Genomic DNA, 16,038 nt, shown 5'->3' on the forward strand with positions numbered 1-16,038 from the left:
TCGTGTCCAACAGATGTTGTTGGCCTTACCGATCGGATCAACCGATGCAATCGTCGTCGCCGCCATTGCATCTGTTTCATTGACGGTAGTCCGCGGAAACATCTGTTGGACACATGCTCGGCGACGAGGTGGACTGGTCGTCGTGGAGACCAACAAACCCAGCAGCATCGTCGTCGGCGGACACACCCGGATCCGCCCGTTCAACACCAGCGTCACCTACCCCGAGCAGAACCTCGACAACGACCTGTGCCAGGCCGTCGTCGCCGGCAACACCGTCTACGTGCGCGGTCAGATCGGGCAGGACCTGGACACCAGCGAGTCGGTCGGCATCGGCGATGTCGAGGCGCAGACCGAGCAGGCGATGGCCAACATCAAGATGCTGCTCGAGGAGTCCGGTGCCGAGATGGAGCACCTGGTCAAGCTCACCATCTACATCGTCGACCCGCGCTACCGCGAGACGGTCTACCGGACGATCGGCCGCTGGACGAAGGGCGTGCACCCGATCTCCACCGGTCTGGTGATCTCCGCCCTGGCCCGCCCGGAGTGGCTGGTCGAGGTCGACGCGATCGCCGTCATCCCCGAGGTGACGAAGTGACCTTCTCCGTCCTCGCCACCGACGGCAACGGCGCCGTCGGCATCGCCGTGACCTCCTCCAGCCCGGCCGTCGCCGCGCGCTGCATCCACCTGCGTCCCGGCGTCGGCGGCGCCTCCTCGCAGAACATCACCGACCCGCGCCTGGGCACCGAGCTGCTCGACGCTCTCGCCTCGGGCCTCGACGCCCGGGCAGCGCTCGCGTCGGTCACCCAGGGCCGCGACCTGATCGAGCACCGCCAGCTGACGGTGCTGTCGCTCGACGGCGCCGGTGCTGCGTACAGCGGGTCCGGGTCGCTCGGCATCCACCACCACGCCGTCGCACCCCAGGTCGTCGCCGCCGGCAACATGCTGGCCGGCACCGAGGTCGTCGACGCCGTCGTCGCGGGTTTCCAGGCCGCCACCGGCGACCTCGAGGAGCGGCTGCTCGCCGCGCTCGAGGCCGGGCTGGCCGCGGGCGGCGAGGCCGGACCGCTGCACTCGGCGGGCCTGTCCGTCGTACGCGACGTCGCCTGGCGGGTCACCGACCTCCGCGTCGACTGGAGCGAGCGCCCGGTCGAGGAGCTCCGCGACCTGCTGAAGGTCTGGCTGCCGCAGCGCGACGACTACGTCACCCGCGGCCTCGACCCCACCGCCGCCCCGTCCTACGGGGTCCCCGGGGACGAGTGATGACCACCTCGAAGCAGTACGCAGCAACAACCGTCCGCGGCGACGCCGAGCGCCTGATCCGGCTCTCCGAGCAGCTGCACGCGAACCCCGAGACCGGCTGGGAGGAGCACAACTCTTCCCGCTGGGTCGCGGAGTCCCTCGAGGAGGCCGGGTTCACCTTGACCCCGGCCTATCTCGGCCTGGAGACCGCGTTCCTGGCGACCTTCGGCAGTGGCCCGTTCCGGCTCGGTCTCTGCGCCGAGTACGACGCCCTCCCCGGTCTCGGCCACGCCTGCGGCCACAACCTGATCTCGGCGATCACGGTCGGCGCCGCCCGAGCGCTCGCGCCGCTGGCCGACGCCGCCGGCCTGACCATCGAGGTCTACGGAACCCCCGCCGAGGAGGGCGGGGGCGGCAAGATCGAGCTGCTCGAGCGGGGTGCCTTCGCCGGGCTCGACCTGGCGATGATGGCCCACCCGGCGCCGGTCGACGTCGCCGAGGCGGAGCCGTTCGCGGTGTCGCACTCCCACGTCGAGTACCGCGGCAAGGCCGCTCACGCGGCCGCCTATCCCGAGCAGGGCGTCAATGCCGCCGACGCCTTCACCATTGCCCAGGTCGCGATCGGTCTGCTCCGCCAGCAGCTGCCGCCGACCGTGCGCGTGCACGGCGTGATGACCAACGGGGGAGAGGCGCCCAACGCCATCCCCGCGCGGACCGAGGGCCGCTGGTACGTCCGCGCCGAGAGCCTGGCCCAGCTCGCCGAGACCGAGGAGAAGGTCTGGCGCTGCTTCGAGGCCGGTGCGCTCGCCACCGGCGCGAAGCTCACCGTCGAACCGGAGAGCAAGCCGTACGCCGAGTTCCGCACCTTCACACCCGCGCTTGCGGCGTACCGGCGCAATGCCGAGGAGATCGGCCGGGTCTTCGACCCGGGCACCCCCGCTCGCCGGATGAACCGGGCCTCCACCGACATGGGCAACGTCTCCCAGGTCGTGAACGCGATCCACCCCTACGTCGGCATCAACTCCGGGACCGCCCTCAACCACCAGCCCGAGTTCGCCGCGCACTGCGTGGGCGGGGACGCCGAGAAGGCGCTCCTCGACGCTGCGACCGCGTTGGCCTGGACCGCGCTCGACGTCGCCGAGGAGGCGACCGCACGATGACCACCCTCGACGCCCCACCGACCCGCACCGAGCACGACTCGCTCGGCCCGTTCGAGGTCCCGGCGACCGCGTACTGGGGCGTGCACACCGCCCGCGCGCTGCAGAACTTCCCGATCAGCGGCACCACCGTCGGGCGCCACCGCTCGCTCGTCGCCGCCCTCGGTGCGGTCAAGGTCGCCGCCGCGCGCGCCAACCACGAGCTCGGCCTCCTCGACGACCGCCGCCACGACGCCATCGTGGCCGCCGCGCAGGAGGTCCGCGACGGCGCCCTCGACGACCAGTTCGTCGTCGATGTGATCCAGGGCGGCGCCGGCACCTCGACCAACATGAACGCCAACGAGGTCGTCGCCAACCGGGCCCTCGAGATCCTCGGTCTGCCGTTCGGCAGCTACGACGAGATCCACCCGCTCGACCACGTGAACCGCTGCCAGTCGACGAACGACGTCTACCCGACCGCGGTCCGGCTCGCCCTGGTCGGCGCGATCGACCGCCTGGTCGAGGCCACCGAGGCCCTCGCCGACTCGTTCGCCCGCAAGGCGGCCGAGTTCCGCGCGGTCCCCAAGATCGGCCGTACGCAGCTCCAGGACGCCGTCCCGATGACGGTCGGCCAAGAGCTCGGCGCCTTCGCCATCACGCTGCGCGAGGAGCTGGCCCGGCTGGCCGACTCGCGCGTGCTGCTGTGCGAGATCAACCTCGGTGCCACCGCGATCGGCACCGGGATCACCGCCCACCCCGACTACCGCCGCCTGGCCGTCCAGCACCTCGCCGAGATCACCGGGCTGCCGGTCGTCGGCGCCGGAGACCTCGTCGAGGCGACCAGCGACACCGGTGCGTTCGTGCAGGTCTCCAGCGTGCTGAAGCGGATCGTCGTCAAGGCCTCCAAGATCTGCAACGACCTCCGGCTGCTCAGCTCGGGTCCGCAGGCCGGGCTCGCCGAGCTCCAGCTCCCCGCCCGCCAGGCCGGGTCCAGCATCATGCCCGGCAAGGTCAACCCGGTCATCCCGGAGATGGTCAACCAGGTCGCCTTCTGGGTGATCGGCAACGACCTCACCGTCACGATGGCGGCCGAGGGCGGCCAGCTCCAGCTCAACGCGTTCGAGCCGGTGATGGCCCACGGCCTGCTCCAGGGCTTCACCTGGACCGCCGCGGCCTTCGACTCGCTGCGGGAGATGTGCGTCGAGGGGATCACCGTCGACGCCGCCAAGCTCGCCGCCGCTGCCGCCGGCAACGCCGGCCTCGCCACCGCCCTGACCCCGCTGCTCGGCTATGCCAAGTCCGCGGAGATCGCCAAGGCCGCGCTCAGCGGTGCCGGCGCCGTACGGGATCTCGCGCTCGCGGCCGGTGGTCTCGACCCCGCGGTCCTCGACGCGCTGCTGCGTCCCGAGACGCTCGCCAACCTCGACGCCTCCGGTGCCGACGGGGCGAACGGGGCGAAACGGGAGTGACTTCGGGCAGGATGGCTCGCATGGCCGAGCCGTCCTTCACCCTGACACAGCTGCGCTACTTCGCCGCGGCTGCGGAGCTGGGCTCCATGACCGCCGCGTCACGGCAGCTCGTGGTCTCGCAATCGGCCGTCTCGACGGCTGTCGCGCAGCTGGAGAAGGAGCTGGGTGTCCAGCTCCTTCTCCGCCACCACGCGCGCGGGCTGACCCTGACGGCGGCCGGCGAGGAGTTCTACCGCGAGCTGCGCAGCTACCTCGTGCACACCAGCGAGCTGGTCGAGGTGGCGCGCTCCGCCGGCCAGGCGCTCGTCGGCGACCTCACGATCGGCTGCTTCACCACTCTGGGCCCGTTCGAGCTGCCGCGGCTGCTGGCCGCCTGCGAGGCCGACCACCCCGGCATCCACGTCTCCGTGGTCGAGGACGAGCACGCGGCGCTCAAGAACGCGCTGCGCTCGGGCAGCTGCGAGCTGGCGCTCATGTACGGCTACGACCTCGACGACGACATCGACCACGTCCAGGTCGGCCTCGCGGCGCCGTACGTCCTCGTCGGCAAGGGCCACCGGCTGGCGCGCCGCAAGAAGGTTGCCCTCGCCGAGCTCGAGGAGGAGCCGATGGTGCTCCTGGACCTGCCGCACAGCGGCCAGTACTTCGAGCGGCTCGTCGAGTCCACCGGCTTCCGCCCGCAGATCCGCCACCGCAGCGCCGGCTTCGAGACCGTCCGGGCGATGGTCGCCAACGGCCAGGGGTGGTCGGTCCTCAACCAGCGCCCGGCCAGCGAGACCACGTACGACGGTGCGCAGATCGTGACCCTCGAGATCAGCGATCCGGTCGAGCCGCTCGAGGTCGTGCTGGCCTCGATGAAGGGCGTACGCCTCACCGCCCGCGCCCAGGCGTTCGTCCGCTCCTCGGGCCGGGCAGCACGACGGCGGGAAGGCCGCTGACGCGACCTCCCCGCCGTGGGAGTGCTGGGTGCCTCAGGCGTGCGAGGCGAGCGCCAGCTCGCTCGGGGCGAGCTTGCGGCCGCGCGCGAGCAGGTAGTAGATCGGCGCGGTGGCGACCAGTCCGATGATCCAGCTCAGGTCGGCGCCGTCGAGCTTGTCAGCGACCGGGCCGGTGTAGAGCGGCGTCGCCATGAACGGGATCTGGACGACGATGCCGATCACGTAGGCGAGGATCGCCTGGCCGTTGAAGCGGCCGTAGATGCCGCCGTCGGCCGCGAAGATCGAGTCGAGGTCGTAGTTGCCGCGGTGGATCAGGTAGAAGTCGATCAGGTTGATCGCGGTCCACGGGACCAGCACGACGAGCAGCGCGAGCACGATGTCGACGAAGTGCGAGATGAAGTTGCCGGAGACCCCGATGGCGAAGTACGTCGAGGCGGCCATCACCAGCAGCGACAGCACCACGCGGCTGCGCGCGGTCGGGATCCAGCTGGCGAGGAAGGTCTGTACGCAGGTGATCATCGAGAGCACAGTGCCGTAGAGGTTGAGCGCGTTGTGGCTGATCACCGAGAGCAGGAACAGGATGAGCAGCGGCGTACCGAACGCACCGGTGGTGTCGCGGACCCCGGTCATCACCTCGACGCCCGGCTTCATCGCCAGCGCCACGATCGCGCCGAAGACGAACGGCAGGATCGAGCCGAGGGTGCAGCCGAGGTAGGTGGCGGTGAAGGTCGCCTTCACCCCGACGCTGGCCGGCAGGTAGCGCGAGTAGTCCGAGACGTACGGCGCGAACGCGATCTGCCACAGGGCACCCAGCGACACCGTCGCGAGGAACCCGGCGGTGCTGTAGCCGCCCTGCGTCCAGAAGCCCGCGGGCACGCCGGCGACGAAGATAGCGGCGGTGCCGAGCACGATGCCGATGCCGAGGACCCAGGTGGCGACCTTGTTGAGCGAGTGGATCACCTTGTAGCCGATCACCGCGATCAGGCCTGAGCCGAGCGCCCCCAGGACGATGCCCGCCTCGACCGGGATCGGGTCGGCGATGCCGTGCAGAGACTGGCCCGCGAGGACGATGTTGGAGGCGAAGAAGGCCAGGTACATCACGGCCGCGATCACCACGACGATCAATGCCCCGTAGGAGCCGAACTGGCCGCGGCTCTGGATCATCTGCGGGATGCCCATCTGCGGGCCCTGGGCCGAGTGCAGCGCCATGAAGACGCCGCCCACGAGGTGGCCGACCACGATGGCGACGACGCACCAGAACAGATCGAGCCCGAAGACGGTGACGCCGGCGGCACCGGTGACGACGGGCAGGGGAGCGATGTTCGTCCCGAACCACAGGGTGAAGAGGTCGCGTACCTTGCCATGGCGGTCCTCGGGTGGGACGTAGCCGATGGTGTGCTTCTCGACGACTGGCTGGTCTGGCATGTTTTCATTCTCCAAAGGGTGTGAGGCGCACCACCAATGGTCGTGACCCTCGGGTTCCTCTGGCAAACGAATCCTTTTGGCGTAATGCATCGGCAGAATCGATGACTGCCGGAACGAGGTGGCCGGCTGCATCGCTCCGGTGCCCCGAACTCCTGGTTACCGGAGGAGCGCCAATTGTGCGACAACCACTAGGCCAAAGCGCTATCGCACACCTTCGTCGCTTGCGGTGGCAGCGCACAGACAGCCGCCGACTGGACCGGCCGCCGTCATCTAGATTGACGGAGTGAGGATCACGGTCGTACGCGGCGACATCACCGAGCAGCAGGTCGACGCGGTCGTGAATGCCGCCAACTCCTCCCTGCTGGGCGGGGGAGGGGTCGACGGGGCGATCCACCGGCGAGGCGGCCCGGCGATCCTCGAGGAGTGTCGACGGCTACGGGCGGGGCACCTCGGTGGTGGGCTGCCGGTCGGCGAGGCCGTCGCGACGACCGCCGGTGACCTGCCCGCGCGGTGGGTCATCCACACGGTCGGCCCGGTCCACACCGACGGCCAGGACAACATCGGCCCGCTGGCCTCGTGCTTTCGCGAATCGCTCCGGGTGGCCGACGAGCTCGGGGCGCGTACGGTGGCGTTCCCGGCGATCTCGACCGGCGTCTACCGCTACCCGCTCGAGGAGGCCGCCTGCGTCTCCTTGTGGACCCTCGCCCGGACACCGACGTCTGTCGAGGAGGTTCGCCTGGTGCTCTTCGACCAGAAGGCGTACGACACCTTCGACCGCGCCCGCGAGGCCCTCGATCCCTCGGACGCTCAGGTCGAGGCCTGGCTGCGGAGCCTGCCCGACGCGACGTGGCTCGAGCTCTTCGACGCTGCTGATGCGCTGACGGACGAGGACCGTGACGTCGCCCGGCCTGTCTACCCCGACCGCGTCCGCAGGCTCTACCGATCGCTTCCGGGGGCGTCGGTCGACTGGATGAAGTGGATGCGCGGGAATCCGCTGGTCTCCGATCCTTCGTTGCTTGCCGGCGCGCCGGTTGCTGATGCTGCTCGGTTGGCGACGGTGTACGTCCGGGGTGAGAGGTTCAACGATGGTGTGTTCGGGCGGGCGGTTCAGGATGGTTCTGTTGACGCGATCGTCCGTCGGTTGCGGGTGTGGGTTGGTCAGGGTGGCTGTTGAGGTGGACTGTTGTTTCGTGGTTGGGGTGGGCCGCCGACCCGTTTCTGAGGGTGTTCTCGACGGTCCCCGGAGTCAAGGACGGCCTTCGGCCGCCGGCTTCGCCGGCCGCTATCGCGGTCCTTGACACCGGGGTCCGTCGAGAAAAGATTTGGCTGGCTATCGGGGCGGCGGCCCGGGTGTGGCGCGGAAGATTCTTGATGGGATTGGTGGGGCTTGTGGGGGTGGAGGGGTGGCCATTCGGGCCACTTACCATCCACAGAAGCGATGCTGTTCGCTCACTGCGAAAACGCCGTTTGACCTGCATCTATGGGTGGTTAGGTATCCGTTCGAGGCGTAGAATCAGACCCATCACGGCACACCTCTGAGGGGAGGGATCACGATGAGTCTCGAGCATGACGTTGACCACCGGGGCGCCAACCCTGGTGATGCGATCGACACCGCTCTTGCGGCCATCGAGTCCTCCCTCCACGACCTGCTCGCCAGCGACCCTGACTATTGGCGGACCTCGACGAAGAAGGATCTGCTGGCCCGGTTGGAGGCGATCCAGGCCCAGCAGGCCGCCCTGCGGTTGCGGGTGCTGGCCTCGTCCGGTGATATCGCCGAGGAGACGGGCGACAAGGACGCCTCGGCCTGGATGCGCGCCGAACTCCTCCTCGACAAAGCGGTAGCCAGGTCGCAGATCAAGCTCGCCACCAAGATCGCCACGTACGAGCTCGTCGCCGACGGTCTCGCGGCCGGTGTGGTCTCCCCGGACAAGGCCCGGGTGATCACGACGGCCCTGGACAAGATCGAGGCCGACCCGGTCGCCACCACAGAGGACCTGGCCCTGGCCGAGAAGCTCCTGGTCGACTACGCCAGCAGGCTCACCGCCAACGAGTTGGCCATCGTCGGCAGGAAGATCCTGGCCGAGATCGACCCAGCCCGGTTCGACGACGCCGAAGCCCAAGCCCTCCTCGCCGAAGAGGAACGCGCCCAGCAGAAGACCGCACTCCGGGTCTGGGACAACCACGACGGCACCGTCGGGTTCGACGGGGTCATCCCGACCTCGATCGGGATGCGGTTCAAGCGGCTGGTCGAGGCCTACGCCCAGCCCCGCAAGCAACAGCTTGTCGAGAAGGGCGCGGGACTGCCGCCCTGGGAGCGGTTGATGGGGCAGGGGTTCTCGCGGCTGTTGGAGACCATCGATCCCGCCGCGCTGCCCCGCCACGGCGGCGATGCGACCACCGTGAACGTGGTGATCTCCCTGGAGGAGCTCCGCAAAGACCTCGGGATCGCGACCCTGGGCTACGACGAGGCCAACGGCACCGCCATCAGCGCCGCGGAGGCCCGGCGGATGGCGTGTAACGCGACCATCATTCCCTGGGTGTTGGGCAGCGAGGGCGAGGTCCTCGATGCCGGCCGAGGCAGCAGGTTTTTCCAGCCGATCCAGCGCAAGGCGCTGCGGCTGCGGGCCAAGTGTTGCCAGGCCGAGGGCTGTGACGTGCCACCCGAGTGGTGCGACGCCCACCATCTGGATCCGTGGGCTGCAGGCGGGAAGACCGATCTCAAGGACGGGGCGTTGTTGTGTTCGCATCATCACCGTCTGGCGCACGCCCCGGCGTACGTCCATGAGCGGTTGCCGGATGGCACGATCCGGTTCACGCGTCGCCCCTGACTGCGCCGTCGGATACCCGCCGGAAGTCGTCCGCGTCGCGCCCTAGGTTCGAGGCATGAGTACGCACGTCGACATCGATCCGGCCATCCTCTACTTCGGCACGCCGGTGGTGGTGCTCTCGACTCTCAACGAGGACGGCACCACGAACCTGATGCCGATGTCGTCGGTCTTCTGGCTGGGACGTACGGCGGTGCTCGGGATCGGGGCGTCGTCGCAGACGGCGCTCAACGTGCGGGAGCGGCCGGAGATCGTGCTCAACCTCCCGAGCGTCGACCTGGTCACCGAGGTCGACCGGCTCGCGCTGAGCACGGGCAACGCAGCGATGTCGGCGGCTAAGGCGGAGCGGGGATACGTGCACGTGTCGGACAAGTACGCACACGCCGGGCTGACCGCGTACGGCTCGGACACCGTGCTGCCGACGTCGGTCGCGGAGTGTCCGGTGCACATCGAGGGGACGGTGCGAGCGCTGCACGAGCTCGGGGAGCCGAAGTTGCTGGCGGTGGAGGTCGCGGTGACCGCGGTGCGGGTTGCGCCCGATCTGCGCCTCGAGGGTCATCCCCACCGGATCGACCCGGATCGCTGGCGGCCGCTGGTGATGAGCTTTCAGCAGTTCTACGGGCTGGGGGAGCGGGTCCATCCGTCGCGGCTGGCGAGCATCGACGAGGAGCTCTACCGGTGACCGGCGCCGGACCGACACGTCCGAGCGCAGGAATGTGGTGCGGGTCGACATAGACCTGTGGTGACCGTCACATCTACCGTCGATCTGCCTGCCGGGAGGCGGCGGGCGGGGCTCCCACAGGAGGATCGGTCATGCGTCTCGGGTCACGGATCTCGTCCAGGTTTCGGCAGCTACGGCAGCAACGGATCGGCGCCGCGATCGCGGGCCTCGGACTGGTGCTGGCGGGCGGAGCGGTCGTGGCGGTCGCCTCGGCCGAGAGCTCGACGGCCGCGGCGGGCACGTGGTCGGCTCGGACAGCAGGTGGGATGACGACCCAGCTGTACGTCCCCGGCACCGCGCCGACGCTCGGCAACGGGCGTGCGCTCATGGTCAATCTCCACGGCTGCGTCCAGACCTCGGCGGCCCTGCGCGACGGCGGCAACTGGGCAGCGACCGCGGAGGCGCGCGGCATGGTCGTGGCGATCCCTGCGGCACCGAACGGCGGCGTACTCCTCGGGTGCTGGGACTACTACGACGGCAACCACTCCCGGACCTCGCCGGGGCGTCACGACGACAACCTCCTCCAGCTGGTCAGCGACCTGCTGGCCGACCCGGCGCTCGACATCGACCCCGACCAGGTCTATCTGTCCGGGCTGTCCTCGGGCGGCGGCGAGACGATGGTGATGGGCTGCCTCGCGCCCGACGTGTTCGCCGGGATCGGGATCAATGCGGGCCCCTCGGTCGGGACGACCTCGGGGCAGATCGGGTCCGTGGCGGTGACCCAGTCGCAGGTGACCAACACCTGCCGGACCTTCGCCGGCTCCGCCTCCTCGGGGTTCGGCAGCCAGCTCACCTCGGTGATCTACGGCTCCAACGACACCACCGTCGCGCCCGGTTACAACACCCTGAACGCGCAGGTCATGGCCGGGATCTACGGCGCCGGGTCGCAGTCGTCCTTCTCCCTGTCCGGCCTGGCCGGCAACAACAAGGCAGGCTCCGGCACGCTCTGGTCGGACGGCAGCGGCCCGCGCGTCTCGCTGGTCCAGAACACCGGGATGGGACACAACTGGCCGGCCGGCGGCGGCCCCGGTGGCTCGTACGTCACGACGAACTCGATCGACTACCCGGCGTACGTCACCGACTTCTTCTTCGACAACAACCGCCGGGTCGAGCGGGGCACCGAGCCGACCGACCCGCCGACGGATCCGCCGACGGAGGAGCCGACCGACCCACCGACCGAGCCGGGCCTCTACTGCGGCTCGGCGACCAACGCCCAGCACGAGGCGGCCGGGCGCGCCCACTCGTACGGCACCAACCCCTACAACCCCTTCTACGCCGAGGTCTCGGAGGACTACCTGGGTCAGGGCGACGCGACCGTCACGACCCTCCAGGAGTCGGCCGGCGGCCGCTTCGACGTGATCACGGGGTGCTGACGTACCTATCAGGTACGTGTCAGGAGTAGCCACGCCAGGTAACCGACGTAGGTGGCGACGAACAGCCCGCCCTCTACTCGAGTGATCCGGGCGCCGCTCACGAGAACTGGCAACGCGGCCGCCATGGCGGCCACGAGGAGGACGAGATCGGCGTTGAGCACCTCCTCGGAGACTGGAACGCCGTTGGGTGCGATCAGGACGGTCAGACCCAGTACGGCCGCGATGTTATAGATGCTTGACCCAAGGAGGTTGCCGATCGCGATATCCCGGTTACCCCGAACGGTCGACATGATGGTGGTGATGAGTTCGGGTGCAGACGTGCCTATCGCGATGATCGTGAGTCCGACGACCGCGTCGCTGATGCCTAACGCATGGGCAGCGGACACGGCCCCTTCGACGAGCAGTTCGGCACCGAGGACGACCAACGCGAGCCCGAGCACGAGTGACAGACCGATGCGTGTCAGCCGATGCTCCGAGGACGCCGACACAGTGTCTGTGTAGTCCTCCTGGACCTCGGTTGTCTCACGGCGGCTGACATGCAGCAGACCCAAGGTGTAGGCGACTGCGCCCGCCACGAGGAGGGCGCCGTCGAGACGAGTGAGAATGCCGTCGAGGGACATGAGGTAGAGGACGAGCGTCGAGGCGATCATCGCGGGCAGGTCGAACTTGAGCGTCCTCCGGTCGATCGCGATCGGGATGAGTAGGGCGCTGAGTCCGAGGATGAACAGAAAGTTGAGGAGGTTGGTGCCGACGATGTTGCCAACCGCGAGGTTGGGGCTGTCGTTCACCGCCGCGTCGATCCCGATGGCGAGTTCGGGCACGCTCGTGCCGACCGACACGACAGTCAGCCCGATGATGATCGGGCGAACTGAGAGCCTGGTGGCCAGACCGGTCCCGGCACGGACGACGAGCTCTGCACCTCCGAGAAGGGCGAGGAGCCCACCGATGACCAGCAGGGCGTCAGACATTGACGGGCCAGCGAGTGCGTCTGGAACAGTTCGCCATGAACAATCCTTAGCACACCGCGACCGTGCTGCGCCGCCACTCCAGCCCGGCGTCGTGACCGTCGAACTCAACTATTGGGGCCGAGTTCTGCGACCGAATGGGCGAAAGTCGTCTTCCTCAATTTTCAGTGCGACCTGGTTTATGCTCATACAGCATCAGCGCGGCACGTCAAGTCCTCGACTCTGGTGAGGCTTGCATCCACACCCACGAGACCGCGCCGCCGGGCACAGTCTGGGATCCCTGGGGGTGAGCTCAGTGTCGAAGGAACGCGTCGTCGGTGGTCGCCAGCCCTCCTTGATCGATTCGCTTCTGCCCTTGGCGGCCCTGGCGCTCCTGATCGGCGGAGCGCTCACGCTGTTCGGCCTCGACGCCCTTGACGGGCCGATCCAGGTGGCGCTGATGCTCTGTTGCGCGATCGCTGCGTTGATCGCGATGAAGAACGGACACGACTTCGCCGCCGTCCAGGAGACCGGCCGAGGCGCACTGGCCTCGGTGACCAGCGCGATCTTCATCCTGCTGGCGGTGGGCGCCCTGATCGGCGTGTGGAACCTCAGCGGCACCATCCCGACGCTGGTCTACTACGGGATCCAGATCCTCTCCCCGGGCTGGTACTACGTCGCCACCGCCGTCATCTGCGGCGTGGTGGCGCTGTGCATCGGCAGTTCGTGGACCACCGCGGCCACGATCGGCGTCGGACTGGTCGGCATCGCCGGCCTGATCGGGGTGTCCCCGGAGATCACCGCCGGCGCGGTGATCTCCGGCGCCTACCTCGGCGACAAGACCTCACCGCTGTCGGAGACGACGATCCTGACCGCGCAGATCGTCGGTGTCGACGTACACGAGCACATCCGCCGCCAGGTCTGGACGTCGGTGCCGGCGTTCCTCATCGCGCTCGTCGTGTTCGCGGTTCTCGGTATCACCGGATCAGACACGGTCAGCCAGGCCGAGACCGACTCCGACCTGTCCCGCCTCGACGAGGTCTTCTGGATCACGCCGCTCGCGCTGCTGCCCATGGTGTTGCTGGGGTATCTGTCGATCCGGAAGGTGCCGGCCTCGATGGCCCTGCTCGCGTCCACCCTCTTCGCCGGAGTGCTCGGCGCCTTCCTCCAGCCCGACGTGTACGCCGACTTCGTTGCCGGCGCCGGGAACGTCGTCGTGGAGTCGGTCAAGGCGGTCTGGCTGGCGATGGCAAACGGCTTTTCGATCGCCACCGGCATTCCCGACGTCGACCGGCTGCTCTCGCGCGGCGGCATGGACAGCATGCTGCTGACGATCTGGCTGATTCTCGGGGCGGTCACGTTCGGGGCGTTGCTGGAGGAGTTCGGACTGATCGACCGACTGGTGCAGCCCATGATCCGGGCCGCGCGGTCGACCGGGCGCCTGTTCCTCACCGTGTTCGCCTGCGCCTTCGGGTTGAACGTGGTCGCCGGTGACCAGTACATCGCGCTGGTGCTGCCCAGCCGGATCTTCCGTGCCGAGTTCGCCCGCCGTGGGCTCGCGCCGACGAACCTGTCCCGGCTCGCCGCTGACAGCGGCACCGTCACCTCTCCACTCGTCCCGTGGAACTCCTGCGGCGCCTTCATGGGCGCAACTCTCGGAGTCTCCACGCTGCTGTACCTCCCGTACGCCGTCTTCTGCTACGCCAGTCCCGCGCTGAGCGTGCTGTACGGCGTGACTGGCTTCCGCGTCGAGAAGACCGATCCGACACAACTCGAGGAGAAGGAATGAGCACGAAGACTGACACGGCGCCGACGGCCGTCGCGAAGATGAGCCGTCCGCGACCCGGTGACGTTCAGATGGCCGGCCGGCGGAGCATGGACGTCCTGGTGCTCGGGGCCGTCCTCGTCCTCGTTCTCGGCGTGCTCACCGGCTGCGGGGGCTCCGGTGACACGTCGGGCGACGATCCGACTACGGCGAGCGAGTCGTCGCCGGCGGCCGTGGACGCAGCGGCCCTCGAGGGAGAGACATACGAGTCCACTTCGGTCGAGGGCCACGACCTGGTCGAGGGGTCGACCATCCAGGTGGCGTTCGAGGACGACACGATGTCGGTTTCGGCCGGGTGCAACACCCTGTTCGGCCCGTACGCCGCGACCGACGGGACGCTCGCCTGGACCGAGCCACCAGCCAGCTCGATGATGGCCTGTTCACCGGAGCTTGACGAGCAGGATCGTTGGCTGACCGACCTGTTCACCAACGGGATGCAGGGCACGGGCGAGGGGCCCACCCTGACCCTGACCAGCGGAACCGTCACGATCCAGCTCGCCAGCACCTCCGCCCCACCGCTCGACACCCTGCTCGGCAAGGTCTGGACGGTCGTCGGCACGATCGCCGACGGTGCCACCGCGCGACTCCCGGTGAACACGCGCCGCCCGTGGCTGACCGTCGGTGGGGATGGGCTCTCCCGCCTCTTCACCGGATGCAACAGCGGACGCACGACAGTGCGGGTCGTGGACGACCAGATCGCCTTCGGCCCCGCCACCGTGACACGCGGCAGGTGCCAAGGGGCCGCGCGACTCAACGAGGAGGCCGTCCTCGCGGTCGTCGACGACCAGACCACCGACCACGTCGAGTTCAACGGGAACGTGCTGATCGTGACCGTCGGCGACAAGGGGCTCGTCTTCCAGATCCGCTGACGCCTGTCCGGCGTAGCTGACGTACGCTTCATCTCCCGACGAGAACGAGGTGCAGCATGACGGCGAGCAGGTCCGCTCGAGAGCGGAAGGCAGCCGCGCAGGCCGGGCCCCTGGCCACCGTGAAGATCGACCTCGACGCGCAGGAGCAGTTCGTCTACAAGATCACCTGCACCGAGTGCGTCGTCAGGGACAGGATCAAGTGGGCGACCTATCGCGCCGGCGAGGACAACGGCTTCATGGCGGCGATGGACCGCTGGATCTTCCACCTGACACAGAAGCATCCCGAGGCGGACGCGCCGTGCCTGAAGTTCCTGCCCGAGGCACAGCAGAGGCAGCAGGAGCGGCGCGAGGGCCGATCGGCCGAGTAGCTGGTCTCAGCCCCGCATCGCGGCGGCCTTGATCTCCTCGAACTGCTCACCCATCCGGGCGGCGAGGGCCTCGGCGGCACGCAGCGGGCGGACCATCACCTTGAAGTCGACGATCCGGCCCTCCTCGTCGTAGGTGAGGAAGTCGCAGCCGTTGAGGTCGAGACCGTCGACCTTGGCGGTGAACTCGTAGGCGTGGTGGGCCCCGTCGTGGATCTCGCGGACATAGGTGAAGTCCTCGAACACCTTCACCACGGCACGCAGGATCGCTGCGGTGATCGCCCGGCCGGGGTAGGGCTTGAACGCGACCGGGCTGGTGAACACGACGTCGTCGGCGAGCATCGCCTCCACGGCGTCCATGTCCTTGGCCTCGATCGCCTCGCGGAAGGTGGTCATCTGGGCTCCTCCTGGGTCGGGTGATGGAGGAGAGCCTAGAGGGACGGGTGGCGCGAGGTGCTCTGCGGCAGGCTCCGGTCCCGGCCGTCTAGGGCGTAGCCGAGCGCGATCCCGACCGCCGCGGGAGCGAGGACCAGGCCGGCGACGAACGGAGTCAGGTACCGCAGGTCGCTCAACAGGACGCCGGCGTCTCGGCCCTCCTCGAACCAGATCTTGAGCGGGCCGCTGAGGCCGACCACGAGGGCGACCACGGCCCAGCGCACGAACACGGGCGGCAGGACGGTCGAGTGGTAGCCGTCCCACAGACCCCAGGCCCCGGAGACGACGATCAGGGCCGCGAAGTAGATCAGGCCGGCACCGATGTCGGCGTCCTCGGTCGGGAAGAAGTTGGTCATCACGATCGAGTAGAGGAGGCTGGCGCCGAGGATCGCGGCGAGACGTACGAGGAGCTTCATGTCTCCAGCCTCCCCGATCGAGACGCCGGGCGCATGAGTGCGAATACTCATCCGGTTA

At 68.8% G+C, this 16,038-nt stretch carries 16 protein-coding genes and 1 pseudogene; 13 read left to right on the plus strand and 4 right to left on the minus strand.

Going from position 1 to position 16,038, the window contains the following annotated elements; translation table 11 throughout:
* Positions 1–142 precede the first annotated feature (142 nt).
* The 5 genes from BLT25_RS14015 to BLT25_RS14035 are packed head-to-tail and all read left to right on the plus strand — an operon-like array spanning position 143 to position 4,782.
* Positions 143–595 carry a RidA family protein gene (locus BLT25_RS14015; RefSeq protein ID WP_176883886.1) on the plus strand — a complete coding sequence of 151 codons (453 nt, stop codon included), beginning with the start codon at positions 143–145 and terminating at the stop codon, positions 593–595.
* Positions 592–1,260, plus strand: a complete 669-nt coding sequence (locus tag BLT25_RS14020; protein WP_091046895.1) for a DUF1028 domain-containing protein — start codon at positions 592–594, stop codon at positions 1,258–1,260. The genes BLT25_RS14015 and BLT25_RS14020 overlap by 4 nt, the downstream gene beginning before the upstream one ends.
* A complete protein-coding gene (locus BLT25_RS14025; protein WP_091046898.1) occupies positions 1,260–2,399 on the plus strand; it encodes a M20 family metallopeptidase in 1,140 nt (379 codons plus the stop codon). Before BLT25_RS14020 ends, BLT25_RS14025 begins: the two co-directional genes overlap by 1 nt.
* Complete coding sequence (locus BLT25_RS14030; protein ID WP_091046899.1) at positions 2,396–3,844, plus strand: aspartate ammonia-lyase; 1,449 nt, start codon at positions 2,396–2,398, stop codon at positions 3,842–3,844. Before BLT25_RS14025 ends, BLT25_RS14030 begins: the two co-directional genes overlap by 4 nt.
* A gap of 20 nt (positions 3,845–3,864) precedes the next feature.
* Positions 3,865–4,782: a LysR family transcriptional regulator gene (locus BLT25_RS14035; RefSeq protein ID WP_091046902.1), complete on the plus strand. Its 918-nt coding sequence runs from the start codon at positions 3,865–3,867 to the stop codon at positions 4,780–4,782.
* Positions 4,783–4,815: 33 nt separating this feature from the next.
* Here the strand turns inward: BLT25_RS14035 and BLT25_RS14040 are convergent, their stop codons facing one another.
* Positions 4,816–6,207, minus strand: coding sequence for a purine-cytosine permease family protein (locus BLT25_RS14040; RefSeq protein WP_091046903.1), 1,392 nt, complete (start codon positions 6,205–6,207; stop codon positions 4,816–4,818).
* Positions 6,208–6,490: 283 nt separating this feature from the next.
* Between BLT25_RS14040 and BLT25_RS30440 the strand changes: the two are divergent.
* The 5 genes and pseudogenes from BLT25_RS30440 to BLT25_RS14060 all read left to right on the plus strand — a co-directional run.
* A pseudogene (locus BLT25_RS30440) lies at positions 6,491–6,994 on the plus strand (O-acetyl-ADP-ribose deacetylase); the annotation flags it as partial.
* 90 nt (positions 6,995–7,084) lie between these two features.
* Positions 7,085–7,381, plus strand: a complete 297-nt coding sequence (locus BLT25_RS30445) for a DUF6508 domain-containing protein (protein ID WP_256328619.1) — start codon at positions 7,085–7,087, stop codon at positions 7,379–7,381.
* Between the two features lie 379 nt (positions 7,382–7,760).
* Positions 7,761–9,035, plus strand: coding sequence for an HNH endonuclease signature motif containing protein (locus BLT25_RS14050; RefSeq protein WP_091046908.1), 1,275 nt, complete (start codon positions 7,761–7,763; stop codon positions 9,033–9,035).
* Between the two features lie 55 nt (positions 9,036–9,090).
* Positions 9,091–9,714 (plus strand): flavin reductase family protein, encoded by a 624-nt coding sequence (locus BLT25_RS14055; protein WP_091046910.1) that lies wholly within the window; start codon positions 9,091–9,093, stop codon positions 9,712–9,714.
* Between the two features lie 131 nt (positions 9,715–9,845).
* Positions 9,846–11,126, plus strand: coding sequence for an extracellular catalytic domain type 1 short-chain-length polyhydroxyalkanoate depolymerase (locus BLT25_RS14060; RefSeq protein WP_091046913.1), 1,281 nt, complete (start codon positions 9,846–9,848; stop codon positions 11,124–11,126).
* A gap of 8 nt (positions 11,127–11,134) precedes the next feature.
* Here the strand turns inward: BLT25_RS14060 and BLT25_RS14065 are convergent, their stop codons facing one another.
* Positions 11,135–12,094, minus strand: a complete 960-nt coding sequence (locus BLT25_RS14065; protein ID WP_091046915.1) for a calcium/sodium antiporter — start codon at positions 12,092–12,094, stop codon at positions 11,135–11,137.
* A gap of 331 nt (positions 12,095–12,425) precedes the next feature.
* On the opposite strand from BLT25_RS14065, the gene nhaC reads away from it, so the two are divergent.
* From nhaC to BLT25_RS14080, 3 genes are read left to right on the plus strand one after another with little or no spacing between them, the layout of a single operon-like run.
* Complete coding sequence (gene nhaC / locus BLT25_RS14070; protein WP_176883888.1) at positions 12,426–13,859, plus strand: Na+/H+ antiporter NhaC; 1,434 nt, start codon at positions 12,426–12,428, stop codon at positions 13,857–13,859.
* Positions 13,856–14,764: an META domain-containing protein gene (locus tag BLT25_RS14075; protein ID WP_091046918.1), complete on the plus strand. Its 909-nt coding sequence runs from the start codon at positions 13,856–13,858 to the stop codon at positions 14,762–14,764. The genes nhaC and BLT25_RS14075 overlap by 4 nt, the downstream gene beginning before the upstream one ends.
* 56 nt (positions 14,765–14,820) lie before the next feature.
* The gene (locus tag BLT25_RS14080) at positions 14,821–15,132 is read left to right on the plus strand and encodes a hypothetical protein (protein WP_256328597.1); all 312 of its coding nucleotides are present in this window, start codon (positions 14,821–14,823) and stop codon (positions 15,130–15,132) included.
* A 6-nt stretch (positions 15,133–15,138) separates the two neighbouring features.
* Here BLT25_RS14080 and BLT25_RS14085 read toward each other — a convergent pair whose 3' ends face one another.
* Complete coding sequence (locus tag BLT25_RS14085) at positions 15,139–15,525, minus strand: nuclear transport factor 2 family protein (protein WP_091046921.1); 387 nt, start codon at positions 15,523–15,525, stop codon at positions 15,139–15,141.
* Positions 15,526–15,560: 35 nt separating this feature from the next.
* The gene (locus BLT25_RS14090; protein WP_143033752.1) at positions 15,561–16,031 is read right to left on the minus strand and encodes a hypothetical protein; all 471 of its coding nucleotides are present in this window, start codon (positions 16,029–16,031) and stop codon (positions 15,561–15,563) included.
* Positions 16,032–16,038: the final 7 nt, after the last annotated feature.

It is taken from the genome of Nocardioides sp. YR527, assembly GCF_900101045.1.
Taxonomy (GTDB): domain Bacteria; phylum Actinomycetota; class Actinomycetes; order Propionibacteriales; family Nocardioidaceae; genus Nocardioides.

What these genes read in the sequence shown, in the direction of transcription:
- BLT25_RS14085 (WP_091046921.1), bottom strand. Translation starts at nt 15,525, where the DNA reads ATGACCACCTTCCGCGAGGCGATCGAGGCCAAGGACATGGACGCCGTG.
- BLT25_RS14080 (WP_256328597.1), top strand. Translation starts at nt 14,821, where the DNA reads ATGACGGCGAGCAGGTCCGCTCGAGAGCGGAAGGCAGCCGCGCAGGCC.
- BLT25_RS14065 (WP_091046915.1), bottom strand. Translation starts at nt 12,094, where the DNA reads ATGTCTGACGCCCTGCTGGTCATCGGTGGGCTCCTCGCCCTTCTCGGA.
- BLT25_RS14025 (WP_091046898.1), top strand. Translation starts at nt 1,260, where the DNA reads ATGACCACCTCGAAGCAGTACGCAGCAACAACCGTCCGCGGCGACGCC.
- BLT25_RS14060 (WP_091046913.1), top strand. Translation starts at nt 9,846, where the DNA reads ATGCGTCTCGGGTCACGGATCTCGTCCAGGTTTCGGCAGCTACGGCAG.
- BLT25_RS14050 (WP_091046908.1), top strand. Translation starts at nt 7,761, where the DNA reads ATGAGTCTCGAGCATGACGTTGACCACCGGGGCGCCAACCCTGGTGAT.
- BLT25_RS14035 (WP_091046902.1), top strand. Translation starts at nt 3,865, where the DNA reads ATGGCCGAGCCGTCCTTCACCCTGACACAGCTGCGCTACTTCGCCGCG.
- BLT25_RS14090 (WP_143033752.1), bottom strand. Translation starts at nt 16,031, where the DNA reads ATGAGTATTCGCACTCATGCGCCCGGCGTCTCGATCGGGGAGGCTGGA.
- BLT25_RS14030 (WP_091046899.1), top strand. Translation starts at nt 2,396, where the DNA reads ATGACCACCCTCGACGCCCCACCGACCCGCACCGAGCACGACTCGCTC.
- BLT25_RS14055 (WP_091046910.1), top strand. Translation starts at nt 9,091, where the DNA reads ATGAGTACGCACGTCGACATCGATCCGGCCATCCTCTACTTCGGCACG.
- BLT25_RS14040 (WP_091046903.1), bottom strand. Translation starts at nt 6,207, where the DNA reads ATGCCAGACCAGCCAGTCGTCGAGAAGCACACCATCGGCTACGTCCCA.
- BLT25_RS14075 (WP_091046918.1), top strand. Translation starts at nt 13,856, where the DNA reads ATGAGCACGAAGACTGACACGGCGCCGACGGCCGTCGCGAAGATGAGC.